The organism is Novosphingobium humi (assembly GCF_028607105.1).
Classification (GTDB): Bacteria; Pseudomonadota; Alphaproteobacteria; order Sphingomonadales; family Sphingomonadaceae; genus Novosphingobium; species Novosphingobium humi.
Genome location: NZ_CP117418.1, coordinates 967,898 through 985,874 on the forward strand (window position 1 = coordinate 967,898; position 17,977 = coordinate 985,874).

Consider the following 17,977-nt stretch of genomic DNA (forward strand, 5'->3'; position numbering starts at 1 on the left):
CATCGCCTAGGCGCCGAACATGCGGGGCGGCAGGCCGAACACGCCCGCCTCCACCTCGAACACCGATCCGGCCAGAGGTTCATCCACCCCATCGGCGGCGCTGGTCAGGAACAGGCGGCCATAATCGGCCCCGGCAAAGCAGGGGCGCGTGATCTGGCTGGCGGGCAGGTCGATCCAGCGTTCACGCCCGCCGTCTGGGTCAAACCGGCTGACGCAGCCCGCGCCCCAATGCGCGATCCACAACCCGCCCTGCGCGTCCACCGTCATGCCATCGGGTGAGCCCCATGCATCAGGAAATTCAAGGAAAATCTCGCGCGGGCCAAGGCTGCCATCATCATGCAGCGCAAAGCGGTAGACCAGCCCTTTGGCACTGTCCGTGTGGTAAAGCGTGGCGCCATCGGGGCTGATCGCGGGACCATTGGCGATTGCGTAGGGCGCGTCCATCCGGTGCCATGACAGATCCGGGTCAAGCCGGTAAAGCCCGCCCTCGTCCCGGCTCCCATCCATGCTCATCGTGCCCGCCCAGATGCGGCCATGAGCATCGGCGCAGGCATCGTTCATCCGGTTGAAGGGCAGATCCGGTTCTGGCGCGGCAATAGGTTCGAGCGCGAAGGGATCGAGGCTGAGATGGTGAAACCCCGATTTCAGCCCCGCGACAAAACCCCCGCCCGCGCTGCGCTCAATCAGCCAGCCCGTCATTTCGGGCATCGCCCATTCGCGATATTGCGCGTCGCCCAGCCCGAAACGGTTCACCCGCTGGCCGATGATATCCACCCAATAGAGCGCATCCTCGCGGGCGACATAGGTGATGCCCTCGCCCAGAATGTCGCGCCGGGGGCGTTCAATGATGCTCCAATGGCTCATGGCCGGCCCTCTCAATGGCTGTCGCGGGGCAGGCCCTTGGTCTGGGCGATGCGCTGATATTTGACCGCGCTTTCGATCACCGCGCCGCCCGCGAATTGCCCCGTCTCGCGCCGGGCGATTTCGTGCCATGGCGTCTGACTTTCCGGGCCGGAGAAGGGATTTTCCGCGTTTTCCGCGCGGCGGCGATCCAGCTCCTCGTCGCCGACCAAGACATTGACGCTGCGGTTTTTCAGGTCGATGCGGACAATATCGCCCGTGCGCAGCAAGGCCAGACCGCCGCCCGCCGCCGCTTCGGGACTGGCGTTGAGGATCGAAGGCGAACCGCTGGTGCCCGACTGGCGCCCATCGCCGATGCAGGGCAAGGCGTCGATCCCGGCGCGGATGAGGGCGGCGGGCGGGCGCATATTGACCACCTCGGCCCCGCCCGGATAGCCCACCGGCCCGGCGCCGCGGATCACCAGAATCGAACGGTCGGTGATGCCGAGAGCAGGATCATCGATGCGGTGGTGATAATCCTCCGGCCCATCAAACACCACGACATTGCCCTCAAAGGCTTCCGGGTCATCCGGGTCGGCCAGATAGCGCGCGCGAAAAGCATCGGAAATCACGCTCTTTTTCATCACCGCCGCATCGAACAGATTGCCTGACAGCACGGTCAGCCCCGCCGCAGGCTTCAAAGGCGCGCAGAGCGGACGGATCACATCCTCGTCTTCAATCACCGCATCAGCAATATTCTGCGCCACCGTTCGCCCATTGACCGTCAACGCTTCGCCATCGAGCAGGCCCGCGCGATAGAGTTCGCCCATCACCGCCGGAACGCCGCCCGCGCGGTAATAGTCCTCACCCAGATATTCGCCCGCTGGCTGCAGATTGACCAGCAGCGGAATGTCGGCCCCATGGCTTTCCCAATCGGCCAGCGAAAGTTCGACGCCGACATGGCGCGCGATGGCGTTCAGGTGGATCGGCGCATTGGTGCTGCCCCCAATGGCCGAATTGACGCGAATGGCGTTGAGGAAGGCTGAACGGGTGAGAATGTCCGAAGGCTTACGGTCGGCGCGCACCATTTCCACGATCTGGCGGCCGGTGTGATAAGCGCTTTCCGCGCGGTCGCGGTGGGGCGCGGGGATGGCCGCGTTGCCGGGCAGGCTCATGCCCAGCGCCTCGGTCAGGCTGTTCATCGTGGTAGCCGTGCCCATCGTGTTGCAGAAGCCCGTGCTGGGCGCGCTGGAGGCCACCAGTTTGATGAAGCCCTTATAGTCGATCTCGCCCGCCGCCAGCATTTGCCGGGCCTTCCAGACGATGGTGCCGCTGCCGGTGCGCTCGCCCTTGAAATTGCCGTTCAGCATCGGGCCGACCGAGAGCGCGATGGCCGGAATATTGACCGTCGCCGCCGCCATCAGACAGGCAGGCGTCGTCTTGTCGCAGCCGATGGTCAGCACCACGCCGTCAAGCGGATAGCCGAACAGCGTTTCGACCAGGCTGAGATAGGCCAGATTGCGGTCAAGCCCGGCGGTGGGCCGCTTGCCGGTTTCCTGAATGGGGTGGCAGGGAAATTCGATGGGAATGCCGCCCGCCTCGCGGATGCCGTCGCGCACACGCTCGGCCAGCACGATGTGATGGCGGTTGCAGGGCGAAAGGTCGCTGCCGGTCTGGGCAATGCCGATGATCGGGCGGTTGGACTGCAGTTCCTCCATCGAGAGGCCATAATTGAGATAGCGTTCAAGATAGAGCGCGGTCATGTCGGGCGAGGCCGGATTGTCGAACCATGCGCGGCTACGCAGCGTTGGCTTTTGGGCATCGGACATCGCGTTTCAGTCTCCTTGTGTCTGGCAGCGTGTCTGGCGGCCCCATGCGATTCCCGCGCCGCGCCAGCTTGCTGTTGACGTCTATAAGCATATATATCATACAAAAGTAAAGCGCGAGGATGCATTCATGAGTAATTCCCTGATTCGATTGGGTTTGGTTGGGCTGGGCAAAATCGCCCGCGATCAGCATCTGCCCGCCATTGCCGAAAATCCACGCTTTGCCCTGACCGCCACGGCCGATCCCGTGGCCGCTCTGGAGGGCATTGCCTCCTATCCCACGCTTGATGCGCTGCTCGATGCGCGGCTGGCGCTGGACGCCATCGTGCTGTGCACTCCGCCATCGGTGCGCGCGGGGCTGGCGCAGCGGGCGCTGGCGGCCGGGCTGCATGTGATGCTGGAAAAGCCGCCCGCCGCAGCGCTCTCGCAGGTTGGCGCACTAATCAAGACCGGGGCGGGCCGCACCATGCTGGCCACATGGCACAGCCGCGAAAGCGTTGAGGTGGATGCTGCCGCCGCATGGCTGGCCGGGCGCCAGATCCGGGCCGTTCGCGTCAACTGGCGCGAAGATGTGCGCGTCTGGCATCCGGGTCAGGACTGGTTGCTGGCAGCGGGAGGATTTGGCGTGTTTGACACGGCCATCAACGCCTTTTCGATCCTGACGCATATTCTGCCGCAACCGCTGACGCTGGAAAGCGCGGATCTGGGCATGCCCGCCAACCGTCAGGCACCGATGACCGCCCGGCTGACCATGCGCCATGCTGCGGCCGAGGTGGCTTGCGACCTCTCGATCCTGCACCCCGGCGCGCCGCAATGGGACATCGCGGTCGATACGGACGCGGGCCTGCTGCAATTGACACAGGGCGGCCACAGTCTGACAATTGCGGGCGAACTGCAGGAAAGGACGCCCGAAGCCGAATATCCGCGCTGCTATGCCCGCTTTGCCCGCCTGATCGATGAAGGGCAAAGCGATATGGACAGCCGACCGCTGGCGCTGGTCGCCGATGCCATGATGCTAGGCAACCGACACCCCCTCCCTCCTTTCGAGTTCTGAAACCATGGACAGCACCTTTCTTCCGGTCAATCGCCGCCATCTCCTTGCCGCCTCGCTGGCGGGCGCATCGGGTCTGGCCTGCGCCAATCCGGCTCTGGCCAAGGCGCTGACGCCCGCGCCCACGCCTGAACCCTCGCCCCGGCGCGAGGTTGTGCTGGACGATGGCTGGCGCTTTCATCTGGGTCATGCCGCCGACCCGGCGCGCGATTTCGGCTTTGGCAATTGGGGCCGCACCTATGCCAAGCCGGGCTTTGATGTGGCCGAAACGGTCAAACCCGACTTCGACGACAGCGGCTGGGAAGCCGTGCGTGTGCCCCATGACTGGGCCAGCGCCCTGCCCTATGCGCCGCCCGCGACCATGGAAAAGGGGCGCGAGGATTTCATCGCGGGCCATGGTTTCCGCGCCATCGGCCGCGATTTTCCGCAAAACAGCGTAGGCTGGTATCGTCGTCTCCTGCCGGTGAGCGCCGCCGACAAGGGGCGCGCGGTCTGGCTGGAATTTGACGGCGTGTTCCGCAATGCGGTGGTGATCGTCAACGGCTATATCGCGCATGAGAATGCCGGCGGCTATGCCCCGTTCCGCGTCGATATCGCCGATTACCTCAATTATGACGACAAGCCCAACCTGCTTGTCGTGCGGGTGGATGCCAGCCTCGGAGAAGGCTGGTTTTACGAGGGCGCGGGGATCTATCGCCATGTCCGGCTGGTTTCGGCCGCGCCATGCCATATTCCGCAATGGGGCGTTTGCGTGCGGGCCCAGCCGCGCGGGCAAGGCGCATCCATTCAGGTTTCCACCGATGTGATCAATCCGGGCGCGTCGGTTCGGCTTCACTATCGGGTGATGGCTCCCGATGGCGGCGAGGTGGCGGCGGGGGATGGCCCCGTCGCCGCCGCTGCGGGCAAGGCGGTGGTCGAGCAAACCATCAACATTGCCAACGCACGGCTGTGGTCGGTCAAAGACCCCGCACTCTATCGCCTCATCAGTGAAGTCTTGGTCGCAGGCGAAATTGTGGACCGGGTGGAAACCCGCTTTGGTATCCGCACCCTCCGCTTCGACGGGCGGACGGGGTTCTTCCTCAATGGCGCGCCGGTCAAGCTGCTGGGCGTGTGCAACCATCAGGACCATGCGGGCGTGGGCACGGCGATCCCCGATGCGCTGCACCGCTGGCGCGTGGCCCGGATGCAGGACATGGGCGCCAACGCATGGCGCAGCGCGCATAACCCGCCCTCTCAGGCCCTGCTCGACATTTGTGACGAGAGCGGGATGATGATGATCGCCGAAACCCGCCTCAACAACACCAGCCCCGAGGCGATGGACGAATTGGACCGGATGATCCTTTCCAGCCGCAACCATCCCTCGATCATCCTATGGTCGGTGGGCAATGAGGAAGGGCATCAGGGCACCCCGCGCGGGCGCAATATCTCGGCAAAGCTGGCGGCGCGCTGCAAGGAGCTGGACCCCACGCGCCAGACCACGCAGGCCATGGACAATGGCTGGTATGAGGATGGCGCGGCGCGCGCAGTCGATGTTGTGGGTTTCAACTATCGCACCGACAAGATCGCCGCCTTCAAGGCCAAATATCCCGACACGCCCGTGATTGGCACCGAAACCGCCAGCACTGTCGCCACGCGCGGCGAATATGCCAATGATGCAGCGCGCCATATCGTGCGCGCCTATGACACCGAAGCGCCATGGTGGGCCAGCACCGGCGAGGCATGGTGGAGCATCGTGGCCAGGGACCCCGGCATTGCGGGAGGCTTTATCTGGACCGGCTTTGACTATCGCGGCGAACCCACGCCCTATGCGGCATGGCCCTCGGTTTCTTCCTATTTCGGGGCGGCCGACATCTGCGGCTTCCCCAAGGACAATTACTATTATTATCGCGCATGGTGGCGGCCAGAATTGCCGCAGGTCCATCTGCTGCCCCACTGGAACTGGGCGGGGCGCGAAGGGCAGCCGATCGAGGTCTGGGCCCATGGCAATTGCGCACAGGTGGAATTGCGGCTGAACGGGCGCAGCCTTGGGCGCAAGGACATGCCGCGCAAAGGGCATCTGGCATGGCAGGTGAATTATGCGCCCGGCACGTTGGAGGCCATCGGCTATGACAAGGCCGGACGCATCGCCGCGCGCGACCGGCAGGTGACGGCAGGGGCACCGGCAACGCTGCGCCTTTCCGCCAATGCTACACGCATCCGGGCCGATGGCGAGGATATGGCCATCATCCGCGCCGAGGTCTTCGACCGGGCGGGCAACCCTGTGCCCACCGCCGCCGTCCCCATCCGCTTTGCCCTTTCGGGGCCGGGGCGCGTGCTGGGCACCGGCAATGGCGATCCCACCGACACCACCCCCGACCACAGCCTTGACCGGCGCAGCTTCAACGGGCTGGCGCAGGTGCTGGTTCAGGCCGACAGGAGCGCTGGACAGATCACCCTTACCGCGCGGGGCGAAGGGCTGGCACCCGCCCGGCTTGACCTGTTTGCCCATACGATCTGAAAGATTTGCAACCATGGCACCTGGACTTTTTGCCGCTGCCCTGCTGGCAACGGCGGCTACGCCCGCCGCGCCCAAACTCTATCTGGGGGCAGACCTGTCCTTTACCAACGAGATGGAGGATTGCGGCGCGGTCTTTCGCGAGGGCGGCAAGGTGGTCGATCCCTTTACGCTGATGAAGGCGCATGGCGGCAACATCATGCGCGTGCGCATCTGGAACGCGCCGGGCTGGACCAAATACAGCACCTATCAGGATGTGCTCAAGACGATCCGCCGCGCCCATGCGGCTGGGCTGGAGGTGCTGCTGGATTTCCATTATTCCGACGATTGGGCTGATGGCGAAAAACAAATCGCGCCTGCGGCATGGGCCAAGCTGTCCACCGACGATCAGGTCAAAGCGCTGCATGATTACACGCGCGAAATTCTCGACCGTCTGGCCGCCGAGGGGCAATTGCCCGCCTTTGTTCAGGTGGGCAATGAAACCAACCCGGAAATGCTGGGCGGCACCAAGGATGGCAGGATCAATTGGGAACGCAATGCCCGCCTGATCAACGCAGGCGTTGCCGCCGTGCGCGAGGCGGCCAAGGCCCATGCCCATCCGATGAAAGTCATGCTGCATATCGCCCAGCCGGAAAATGTCATCGGCTGGTTCGACGATGCGACGGCGGCAGGCGTGATGGATTATGACATCATCGGCATCAGCTATTATTCCAAATGGTCGAAATACAATCTGGCCGCGCTGGGCAAGGTGATCGCGGCGGCGCACAAGCGTTATGGCGCGGATGTCTGGGTGGTGGAAACGGCATATCCATTCACCAATGATTATGGCGACACCACGCCCAACCTGCTGGGTTCGGAATCGGCCCTGCCCGAATATCCCGTCACCCGCGAAGGTCAGGCCCGCTATATGGAGGATCTGACCAAACTGGTGGTGGCCAATGGCGGCAATGGCGTGGTCTATTGGGCGCCCGACCGGGTATCGACAGGGTGCAGGACGCGCTGGGGCGTGGGGTCCGATTGGGAAAATGCCGCATGGTTCGACATCAAGAAACATGAGGCCTTGCCCGTCATGCGCTTTATGGAAATGACGCGGAAATAAGGCCATCCCCCCAAACCGAAAAGGGCCGCGAGGGATTAATCCTCGCGGCCCTTTTGCTGTGAGAGAGGTTTGAAAGGCCGCCGGTTTTCATCCCGGCGGCCCCTCGGCATCAGAACTTGACCGTCACATCGGCCAGATAGCTGGGGCCATACTTTTCATAACGGGCGATCTGGTTAGGATCGTTGGCGTAATAGAAACGCGCGGCCTGATTGGTCAGATTGTTGGCCTGAACGCGCAGGGAGATCGCCTTGGTGATCGCATAGGACACGCTGGCGCCCACAATCGTCTCGCTTTCCATCCGCGTCAGCTTCGAGGCGTCCCAACCGAAGATCACGGTCTGGGGGCTGTGATGCTTGATGCCGATGCGCGCATCCACGCCATGGCCCGAATACCACAGGTCGAACTGGCTGGTAAATTTGGCCATGCCCACGGCGGGCAACGGATTATAGGTGGGCGTCATTTCCTTCAGGTTTGAATCCACCAACGCGGCATTGGCATAGACCCCGAAGTTCGACAGGCCCGGCACAAACCAGAAAGGCGTGGAGACCGACAGCTCTGTACCCGCAATATAGCCGCCCTTGCCGTTGGCAGGACCCGTGATCGTATAGGTCGTGCCCGCGATGGTGGTGGGATATTGGGTATAGCCGACATTGCTGTCGACATCCTTGTAATAGCCCGCCAGCGCGATCACCGCATCCTTGTGGAAATAATATTCAAGGCTCAGGTCGCCCTGCGTGGCCATGAAGGGCTTGAGGTTGGGATTGCCCGCGCTGCCCGACAGATAGGATGGCGGATAGTAGGACAGGTTCTGGCTGGCGCGCAATTCGTCGAGCGGCGGGCGGCTGAGCACGCGCGCCACGCCTGCGCGCAGCTTGAGCTTGTCCATCAGGTCGAAATTAAGGTTCAAACTGGGCAGAACGCGGAAATAATGGTTGGGCGCATAGACCGGATTGTAGGTCGTGACATTGGCGCTGCCGTTCCACGAGGTCACGCCCTGATAGGCGCTCGATCCGGTGGAGACATCGACCATGCGCACGCCCAGATTGCCGTAAACGGGCACCGCGCCCAGATTGCCCGCCAGTTCGGCCATCACATAGGCTTCAAAATCATCCTCGCGCACGCGCCAGTACTGGCTCTTGTCCTGCGTCGCGGTGTTCAGGTTGAGCGAGGAAATCGCGTCATAATTGGCATAGAGCATGTTGGGGAAGCTGAAGCCGCCGCCGGTAATATTGAAAGACGAGAAATTGGGCGTGGTCGTCAGGTTGACCGTGCCGCCGGTCAACGAGTTGAAGCTCTTGATGCGGTTAGAATAACGCAGACCGGCGTTCAGCGCGCTGACGATGCCGCCATGCAGCTTGTAATTGAAATCCAGCGCCATGGCGCCCAGCGCATCGACCAGCCTTTGCGGACCCGTAAGGCCCGAGCCCGCATAGGACTGGGCCGAGGCGGCGGTCACATCGGTGGCCGTCGAGATCGAAGGGACGACGCCTGCGGCGGTGTTGAAGGTCACGCTCTGGGGCCAGACGTTCCATTCCTGCGCGGCCCAGGTGTTGTTGCGGCGCGCCTGCGAATAGGAAGCGTCAAACTTCACCGTGACATCATCGGCGCGGTAACGGGCATTCAGGCCCGTCGCCAGCAGGTTCTTGTCCTCGGTATATTTGGCGATGACATTGGTGACGGTGGTCTTGTAATTGCCCACCGTGGCGCCAACGATATCGTTGCCCGCCAGCGTGAACTGGCCCGCGCCATAGGTGTCATCGGGCAAGGTGCCGCCCCAATCGCCCCAGCCGCCATGCCATTGCTGGAACTGGTTCTCGTTGATCTTGACATTGGAATAGAGGAAATCGGCGTTCACGTCCCAATGATCGTCGGGCTTCCACTGCAGCCCCGCGCTGGTGCTCCAGCGTTCCTCGATCAGCGCCTTGACCTCGGCCTGCGCGCCCCACGGGGCGTTGACGGACTGGCCGTTATAGGTGGGCGGGCTGTTGCCGGCGTCGGCATTGTTATAGCCCCAGCCCTGAAACGAGGAATAGCCGTTCTTCTGCTTTTGATAGGTGCCGCCCAGCGACAGGCCCAACGTGTCGGTCAGGCGCGTGATATATTGCACGCTGCCGCGCGTGCCCACATTGTCATAATTGGGGATGCGGAAGCCGGGATCATTCATCTGCGCCCCGGCGCGCATGATGAAGTGCGGGCCGACATAATCGAGCGGACGGATCGTGCGGATATCGATCGTGGCGGCGACGCCCCCGGCGATCAGATCGGCGCCCTGCGATTTATAGACGGTCACGCCCGACACGGCTTCGGAAGGATAGATTTCCCAGCGGACATTGCGGTCCGGCTCGGAAGACGCCACCTCGCGCCCGTTGACAAGGCCCAGCACCAGACGGGGGCCAAGGCCGCGCACCGAAGCCTGACTGGCATTGCCGCGATCGCGCGTGGCCGTCACGCCCGGCAGGCGGGCCAGCGCATCGGCAATGGTCACATCGGGCAAGACGCCGATATCCTTGGAGGAAATCGTTTCGGTCACGACGGCCGAGGCGCGCTTGGCCGAAATCGCGTCGCGCAGCGAGGCGCGCAGGCCGGTGACGACAATATCCTGCGGCGCCGGGGCCTCTTCGGCCGCCCAAACCGGGCTTGCGGCCACAGCCAATGCCAGAGCGCTCACCATTGCGGCGCCATATGTTTTGCGAATCACGAATACCCTCCCTTACGGCTTGGCGTCAGTCGTTTTGAAAATCTCATTTATCTGATAAATAGGTTCATGCCTATACGACTGTCAATAAGCCGTCGTGTTTTGTCCGACACAAACCCCTGGAATGTGGCACAGACAGCACAGGGGTCGCCGCGAACGCCTATCGGGAGATGCGGTTTCGCCCGGTCCGTGGCGCAAAATCTGGCGAGGGGTGAGGCCCGGCACCCAGTCCCCGCCGTCGAACCAATTCATGATTATGGTTCATGACATTATGCCAACTTTAGCGCATAGCAGAGGAAAGCATCATGCCCTAGTTTGAGCGCAGGACATGGCGAAAGCGTACCCGCGTCATTTTGCGGGCGGCGCGGCCTTGATGTGTCCGTCGCGACCGGTTGGAGACTATTTCGATGAATGCGATCGTACGCCTGGCCCTGGCGCGCCCCTACACTTTTGTCGTCATGGCCATGCTTATCACGATTGCGGGCGTGCTGGCGGCCTTGCGCACGCCCACCGATATTTTCCCCAATATCCGCATTCCGGTGATTGCGGTGGCCTGGACGTACAACGGCCTCTCGCCCGAGGATATGTCGGGGCGGATCAACATGCCGTTTCAACGCGCCCTGACCACCACTGTAAACGATATCGAACATATCGAGGGCCAGTCGCTGACCGGGATCGGCATCACCAAGATCTATTTCCAGCCCGGCGTCGATATCCGCACCGCCAATGCGCAGGTGACGGCGATTTCGCAGACGATCCTTCGCCAGATGCCGCCCGGCGTCAATCCGCCGCTGATCCTGAACTATAACGCCTCGACCGTGCCCATCGTCCAGATCGCGCTGGCCGGGCATGGGCTGAACGAGCAGCAGTTGTACGACTTCGGCTTCAACTCGATCCGCTCGCGGCTGATCACCGTACCGGGCGCGGCCATCCCCTTCCCCTTTGGCGGCAAGGTGCGCCAGATTCAGGTCGACCTTGATCCGCGAGCGATGCAGTCGCGCGGCATCACCGCGCAGGACGTGGGCGCGGCGCTGGCCAGCCAGACCCAGATCACGCCTGCCGGTTTCATCAAGATGGGCGAGTTTCAGTATAATTTCCGGCTGAACAACGCGCCTTCCTCGATCGAACAGCTCAACAATCTCCCGATCCGCACGATCAACGGCGCGGTGATCCGCATGCGCGATGTGGCCCATGTGCGCGATGGTTCGGCGCCCCAGCAGAATGTGGTCCATGTCAACGGCCAGCGTTCGGCCCTGCTCACCGTGCTGAAATCGGGGGCGACCTCGACCATTTCAGTGGTCGAGGGCATCAAGGCCATGCTGCCTCAGGTGATGACCGGCCTGCCCCCCGCGCTGACGGCCACGCCGGTCAATGACCAGTCGATCTTTGTGAAGGCCGCCGTTACGGGGGTGATGCACGAAGGCCTGATCGCGGCCGTGCTGACCAGCCTGATGATCCTGCTGTTTCTGGGTTCATGGCGCTCAACGCTGATCGTGGCCACCTCGATCCCGCTCTCGGTGCTGGGCGCGCTGGCCGCGCTCTCGATGTTTGACCAGACGCTCAATGTGATGACGCTGGGGGGCCTCGCGCTGGCGGTGGGCATTCTGGTCGACATGGCCACGGTGACCATCGAGAATATCGAATCCCATCTGGAAATGGGCAAGAGCGTGCGCGGCGCCATTCTGGACGGCTCGCGCCAGATCATCATGCCCGCCTTCCTGTCGCTGGTGTGCATCTGCATCGTGTTTGTGCCGATGTTCTATCTGCCGGGCGTGTCGGGCTATCTGTTCGTGCCGATGGCGCTCTCGGTCATTTTCGCGATGATCATGTCCTATATTCTCTCCTTCACGCTGGTTCCGACCATGGCCCAATCGCTGCTGCGCCGGCATGATCAGGGGGATCATGCGCCCAAGGCTCCGCCGCGCCTGCTGGCGCCGCTGGTCGCGTTTCAGGCCGGGTTTGAACGCAGCTTTGCCGCTTTCCGTGACCGCTATGGCCGGGCGCTGGCCGCCATTCTCGACCATCGCGGGATGTTTGCCACAGGTTTCCTCTGCTTTGCTCTGGCCAGCCTGTTGCTGATCCCCTTCCTTGGCCGCAATTTCTTCCCGCTGGTCGACGGCGGCTCGATCACGCTGCATGTCCGTGGGCCAACTGGCACGCGCATCGAGGAAACCTCGGCCCTGTTCCAGCAGATTGCCAAGGCGATCCGTCGGGAAATACCGGCGGATGAACTCGAAGCCATCGCAGACAATATCGGCCTGCCGACCAGCTCGATCAACACCGTCTATAATGCCACCGGCACAATCGGGCCGCAGGATGGCGATATCATCGTCAATCTGAAGCCGGGGCATCGACCGACGCAAGGCTATATCCGCGCCTTGCGCGCCAAGCTGCCTCGCCTGTTCCCTCAGGCCAGCTTTGCGTTTCTGCCTTCCGACATCACCAGCCAGATCCTGAATTTCGGCGCGCCCGCCCCGCTCGACATTCAGGTCACGGGACGCAAACCGGCCGAAGTGCGCGCCTATGCCGAACGCATCCTGCGCGCGATCCACGGGATCGACGGGCTGGTCGACGCGCGCATTCAGCAGCCCGCCTCCTATCCCGAATTGCGCTTTGATGTGGACCGCACCCGGATCAACCAGTTGGGCATGACCGAGGCCGACATCACCACCAGCGTGGCCACCTCGATCGCCGGTTCATCACAGGCCGCGCCGGTGTTCTGGCTGAACCCGGAAAACCGCGTGACCTATCCGGTGGCGATCCAGATGCCCGAATATCGCATCAATTCGCTGCAGGATATCGCGGGCCTGCCGATCCGGACGCGCACGAGCACCCCGCAGGTGCTGGGCGCGCTGGGCACGATCAGCCGGGGTACCACCACGGCGGTCGAAAGCCAGTATGATATCCTGCCGCTGATCAATGTCTATGCCGGGGCCGACGGGCGCGATCTGGGCGCGGTGGCGGACGATGTGCAAAAAGCGCTGGCGGGTCTGGAAAAGGACAAGCCCAAGACCGTCACTGTCACCTTGCGCGGCCAGTATCAGTCGATGAACACCGCCTTTACCGGCATGGGCTTTGGCCTGCTGGCGGCGGTGGTGCTGATCTATCTGCTCATCGTCATCAATTTCCAGAGCTGGGTTGATCCTTTCATCATCGTCTCGGCGCTGCCTGCCGCATTGGCGGGAATCTGCTGGATGCTGTTTGCCAGCGCGACGCCGCTTTCGGTGCCTGCGCTGACTGGCGCGATCATGTGCATGGGCGTGGCCACGGCCAATTCCATTCTGGTGGTCAGCTTTGCCCGAGAGCGGTTGGAGGAGCATGGCGATGCGATCAAGGCCGCGCTGGAGGCGGGCGTGTCGCGCCTGCGCCCGGTGCTGATGACGGCGCTGGCCATGATCATCGGCATGGCGCCCATGGCGCTGGGCCTTGGCGAAGGCGGCGAGCAGAACGCGCCGCTGGGCCGCGCGGTGTTGGGCGGACTGGCCTTTGCCACCTGCGCGTCGCTGCTTTTCGTCCCCACCCTGTTTGCCATCATCCACGGGGCGCGCGCGCATCGCCGCGATGCTTCGAAGGGAGTGCCTGCCCATGTCTGATTTCGCGTCCAGCTCCTCTTCCTTTCGCAAGCCCCTGCTTGCCGGGGCTGCCGTGTTTGCCCTGATCCTTGCGGCGGGCGCCGCCTATCGCATGCAGCAACGTTCGGGCCTGCATGAGCAAAGCGAGGCCGCCGCGATCCCCTCGGTCGATGTGATCCATCCGGGCGGCGTGGCCAGCAACACGCTGGTCCTGCCGGGGCGATTGCAGGCATGGTTTCAGGCGCCGGTCTATGCGCGCACGAACGGCTATCTGCGCCGCTGGTATGTCGATATCGGGCAGCCGGTGAAGGCCGGACAGGTTCTGGCCGAGATCGACACGCCCGATGTCGATCAACAGCTTTCGGCCGCCCGCGCCGCGCTGGCCACCGCCAATGCCCAGCGCAATCTGGCCCAGACCACCTCGAACCGCTGGGATCGTCTGGTCGCGCAAAACGCCGTCTCGCAGCAGGATGCCGATGAAAGGCGCGGCAATTTCGCCGCCCGTGAGGCGATGCGCAACGAGGCCTCGGCCAATGTTCAGCGGTTGCAGACGGTTTCGGGGTTCAAGCGGATCGTGGCGCCCTTCGACGGCATTGTCACCAGCCGTTCAACCGATATTGGCGCGCTGATCGTGGCGGGCACATCGACCACGCAGCCCCTGTTCACCGTGTCGGACGTCACGCGCCTGCGCATCTATGTCAGCGTGCCGCAGGCCTATGTCGCGCGGCTGCGCGAGGGGACGACCGCCGAGTTCACCGTGCCCGACCAACCGGGCAAGACATTCCGCGCGCAACTGGCCCGCTCGTCGGGTTCGGTCGATCCTGAATCGGGCGCGATGCTGGTGCAGCTTGTCTATGACAATCACGCGGGCCTGCTCAAACCGGGCGCCTATGCGCAGGTTACCTTCGATTTCGGCACCAGTCAGCCTGCGGCCGCAGGCGCGGTGCGCATCCCGGTCAGCGCCTTGCTGTTCCGCCATGAAGGCTCGGCGGTGGCGCTGGCCGACGCGCAGGGGCGCGTGCGCATCAAACCCGTCACCATCACCACCGATTTCGGCAATGAACTGGAAGTGATCGGCCTGCAGCCGAGTGATCAGGTGATTGACAATCCCGCCGATGACATCCGCACCGGCGATAGGGTGAAGGCCACGCTCCAGCGGAAAAATGCCCATGCGTAAGGCCCGGATTATGGCGGCAATGCTGCCGCTGCTGGCATCGGGCTGCTCGATGGCGCCGTCCTATACGGCGCCCCCGGTGGCGCCTGCTCCGGCCGCGTTTAAGGAAACGGGCATGTGGACCCCGGCCACGCCCGCCGACGCCATGCCGCGCGGGGCATGGTGGCGCGTCCTGCCCGACCCGGTGCTGGACGCCCTGGAACAGCGGATCGAGAAGGACAGCCCCCGTCTGGCCATCGCGCTTGCCCGCTATGATCAGGCCCGCGCGCTGAGCCGTCAGGCGCGCGCCGATCTGCGGCCCCGCGTCGACGCCAGCGGCCGCGCCCTGACGGCACGCGCCATGTCTCCGGCCACGGGCGGCCACTACGAATATGATGATTATGCCGTGGGCGGATCGGCGGCCTATGAGGTCGATCTGTGGGGCCGCATCCGCAATCAGGTCTCGGCCACGCAGGCCGAGGCGCAGGCCAGCGCCGCCGACCTTGCCGGGGCGCGGCTGAGCCTTCAGGCCGAATTGGCCGAGAATTACATCCAGTTGCGCAAACTCGACGCCCAGCTCGATCTGCTGAGCCAGACCAAAACGGCCTATGCGGCGGCGGTCGATCTGACCACCAAGCGCTTTGAAGGGGGCGCGGCCAATGAGGCCGACGTGACGCGCGCGCGCACCCAGTTCAAATCGGTGCAATCCGAAATGGCCCAACGCAAGGCCGATCGCGCGCTGCTCGAACATGCCATTGCCACGCTGGTGGGCGAACAGGCGTCGGGCTTTGCGATTGCGCCTGTCGCCGCCATGCTGACCCCGCCGCAGGTTCCCGCTTCTGCGCCTTCGCTGTTGCTGCAACGCCGCCCCGATGTGGCCGCGGCCGAGCGCCGGGTGGCGGCGGCCAATGCCAGGATTGGCGTGGCAAGGGCGGCCTTCTTTCCCCAGATCACGCTGGGTGCGTCGGGCGGGTTTGAAACGACCGCTGCCTCGCTGCTGAGCGCGGGGAGCAGTGTCTGGGCGCTCGGCCCCGCGCTGGCGGCCATGCCGATCTTTGACGCAGGTCGCCGCCGCGCCGGGGTGGCCTACGCCCGCGCCCAATTTGCCGAGGCTTCGGCCAATTACCGGCAGGCCACGCTCAACGCCTTTCGCGAGGTTGAAGACCAGCTCGCTCTGGTCAACCGTCTGGCCGAAGCTTCGGCGCAGCAGAGCGAGGCCGTGGTGGCCGCCGCGCGCACCAACCAATTGGCCAATATCCAATACCGCGAAGGCGCCGTCGATTACCTTCAGGTCGTGACCGCGCAGGCCGCCGAACTGCAGGCCAGAGAGGATCAGCTCGCCCTTGAAAGCCGCCGCCTGATCGCCAGCGTCGGCCTGATCCGGGCGATGGGGGGCGATTGGGGGTCATAAAACCGCCGCGCCTTTCCAAAACGGTGGCGGATGCGCCGGTGGCCGATTTTGTGGTTAGACGCCGAAGGCGCGTAAACGGCCCTCGACGTCTAACCAACAGCCGCTGTGTCAATCGCCGGGGCCGGGCGAGCGGCCTATAGGCCCATTGTCACCTCGGTGTCAGAAATCGGGGGGATTCCGACAGGTCCGGCCCCTTGTCCGGTTTGACTTGCGGCATTCAACTTTCCTTCCGCCGCCGGCCTTGCCTTTTCGGGCCGGGCCAGCGGCGGAAAGCCAAAATCACCTCATGCGCAGCCATGTTTTCGCGCGCCGCCGCCCTGAAGGCAAACGAATATTATTGATCGTTTACCGCAATATTTCTGATGTTAAATTCGCGCTGTCACAAAATGATCTGGGCGGCGGCGCGCAATCCGGCCCTGACGCGGTCCATCACGCCCGCATCGGCCCGCGAGGAATGCACCGCATAGGCGGAATGGGAAAATTCCGGGCTTCCTGGTACGAGTATCAGCCGCCCTTCCTCAAGATAGGGCCGAATGAAGCCTTTGCGGAAATAGCCGCTGCCCCCGGCCGCCAGAATATATTCCAACGCCAGCGGACCGTAACTGATCGACATCACGGCATTGGGCTGATCGGGGAAAGCGGCCTGATAACTGGCGGAAAATTCCTCGCCCCAATCGATCTGCACATGATCCTCGGGCGTCAGTTCGACCGAGGTCGGCGTGGTCCTGACCAACACCAGCTTTTCCTCAAACAGCAGTTCGGCCACGATACCGGGGCGGCTGGGCGCGGCATAGAGCACGGCCACATCGAGCGTGCCATCCTGCACCTGCTCCATCAGGCGATCAGCCGTGTCGATCTGCGTGCTGACGGCAATATCGGGACATTCCCGGCGCATCCAGATCAGCCAGTGTCGCAGCAAGGGGCTCCACAGGCTAAGCTCCGCGCCGATGGTCACCACCGTCTGGCGCCCCGGCGGCAGCGCCACCGCGCGCTGGGCGCGGGCCCAGACCTGCACCAGCGTGGTGGCAAACCGCTGGAACTGTTCGCCCGCGGGCGTCAGCTTTGCCCCGGCCTTGTTGCGGATGAACACCGGCCGTTCGAGCTGCTCCTCCAGCACCCTGATCCGTGCGCTGACGGCGGTCTGGGTCAGATTGAGGTTGTTGGCCGCGCCCACAAAGCTGCCCGTCTTGACCACCTCGAGGAAAGTGCGGGCGATGCCTATATCCATCCCATCATCATCCTTATGTCAAATTCGATCAGTGCAATATTTTGATTGGCATTAGCATAGAATGGCCCCGCCACAAAGTACCGCGTCAGGCGCGCCAGCCATTTCGGCCACGCCTGGACAAGGCGCAAAAACTTGATGGGTGAACCGCAAATATTGGCATTGGATGGTAAATTGCGGGACGGCTAGATCCTGTCGAAAAGGGACAGGTGTGATGGCCTTGGTAAAGATATATATCAGGATATGCAAAGGTTTGGCTGCATCGTCGGGCGCGATGATCGCCACGGCCCTGCTCGCTCTGGCCACAGCCGCAATGGCGCTGATCCAGCGATATTTGGCTCTTGCGGATACCGCTCTCTATGCCTTTGTCATTCTTGCCATGTCTGCCGCGATCTGGATCATGGCCGGACGCGACAGACCGGCCGAATAAGGCTCTCGCTAGGAAGGCCAAAACAGATTTTGGCATAAAATCATAATACTGCATTTTATTTGCTTATTCCATTCAAAATTTTGCTTTTGCCCAAACCCCATCCCCACCGCTAGTGGCCCGCCTCGATCCCGAGGGCGGCCCGGCACACGGCCGGTTCGCCCGTTGGGAAGTGCATCCAGCC

11 protein-coding genes are annotated in these 17,977 nt (G+C 63.3%); 7 read left to right on the plus strand and 4 right to left on the minus strand.

The features are described from left to right. Positions 1-6: 6 nt before the first annotated feature. Positions 7-864, minus strand: a complete 858-nt coding sequence (locus tag PQ457_RS20235; protein ID WP_273619604.1) for an SMP-30/gluconolactonase/LRE family protein — start codon at positions 862-864, stop codon at positions 7-9. 11 nt (positions 865-875) lie between these two features. Continuing rightward, positions 876-2,669: an IlvD/Edd family dehydratase gene (locus PQ457_RS20240; protein WP_273619605.1), complete on the minus strand. Its 1,794-nt coding sequence runs from the start codon at positions 2,667-2,669 to the stop codon at positions 876-878. Between the two features lie 127 nt (positions 2,670-2,796). Between PQ457_RS20240 and PQ457_RS20245 the strand changes: the two genes are divergently transcribed. The 3 genes from PQ457_RS20245 to PQ457_RS20255 are packed head-to-tail and all read left to right on the plus strand — an operon-like array spanning position 2,797 to position 7,310. Next, positions 2,797-3,720: a Gfo/Idh/MocA family protein gene (locus tag PQ457_RS20245; RefSeq protein WP_273619606.1), complete on the plus strand. Its 924-nt coding sequence runs from the start codon at positions 2,797-2,799 to the stop codon at positions 3,718-3,720. 4 nt (positions 3,721-3,724) lie between these two features. Beyond that, positions 3,725-6,214: a beta-galactosidase GalA gene (gene galA, locus PQ457_RS20250; protein WP_273619607.1), complete on the plus strand. Its 2,490-nt coding sequence runs from the start codon at positions 3,725-3,727 to the stop codon at positions 6,212-6,214. 13 nt (positions 6,215-6,227) lie between these two features. Further along, complete coding sequence (locus PQ457_RS20255; protein WP_273619608.1) at positions 6,228-7,310, plus strand: glycoside hydrolase family 53 protein; 1,083 nt, start codon at positions 6,228-6,230, stop codon at positions 7,308-7,310. A gap of 109 nt (positions 7,311-7,419) precedes the next feature. Here the strand turns inward: PQ457_RS20255 and PQ457_RS20260 are convergent, their stop codons facing one another. Then, positions 7,420-10,008, minus strand: coding sequence for a TonB-dependent receptor (locus tag PQ457_RS20260; RefSeq protein WP_273619609.1), 2,589 nt, complete (start codon positions 10,006-10,008; stop codon positions 7,420-7,422). A 404-nt stretch (positions 10,009-10,412) separates the two neighbouring features. Here PQ457_RS20260 and PQ457_RS20265 point away from each other — a divergent pair, with 404 nt between their 5' ends. From PQ457_RS20265 to PQ457_RS20275, 3 genes are read left to right on the plus strand one after another with little or no spacing between them, the layout of a single operon-like run. Then, positions 10,413-13,598 (plus strand): efflux RND transporter permease subunit, encoded by a 3,186-nt coding sequence (locus PQ457_RS20265; RefSeq protein WP_273619610.1) that lies wholly within the window; start codon positions 10,413-10,415, stop codon positions 13,596-13,598. After that, positions 13,591-14,754, plus strand: a complete 1,164-nt coding sequence (locus tag PQ457_RS20270; protein ID WP_273619611.1) for an efflux RND transporter periplasmic adaptor subunit — start codon at positions 13,591-13,593, stop codon at positions 14,752-14,754. Before PQ457_RS20265 ends, PQ457_RS20270 begins: the two co-directional genes overlap by 8 nt. Before the next feature lie 10 nt (positions 14,755-14,764). Beyond that, positions 14,765-16,141 (plus strand): efflux transporter outer membrane subunit, encoded by a 1,377-nt coding sequence (locus PQ457_RS20275; protein WP_273619612.1) that lies wholly within the window; start codon positions 14,765-14,767, stop codon positions 16,139-16,141. A gap of 379 nt (positions 16,142-16,520) precedes the next feature. Here the strand turns inward: PQ457_RS20275 and PQ457_RS20280 are convergent, their stop codons facing one another. After that, positions 16,521-17,369, minus strand: coding sequence for a LysR family transcriptional regulator (locus PQ457_RS20280; protein ID WP_273619613.1), 849 nt, complete (start codon positions 17,367-17,369; stop codon positions 16,521-16,523). A gap of 211 nt (positions 17,370-17,580) precedes the next feature. Between PQ457_RS20280 and PQ457_RS20285 the strand changes: the two genes are divergently transcribed. After that, positions 17,581-17,796: a hypothetical protein gene (locus PQ457_RS20285; RefSeq protein ID WP_273619614.1), complete on the plus strand. Its 216-nt coding sequence runs from the start codon at positions 17,581-17,583 to the stop codon at positions 17,794-17,796. Positions 17,797-17,977 lie beyond the last annotated feature (181 nt).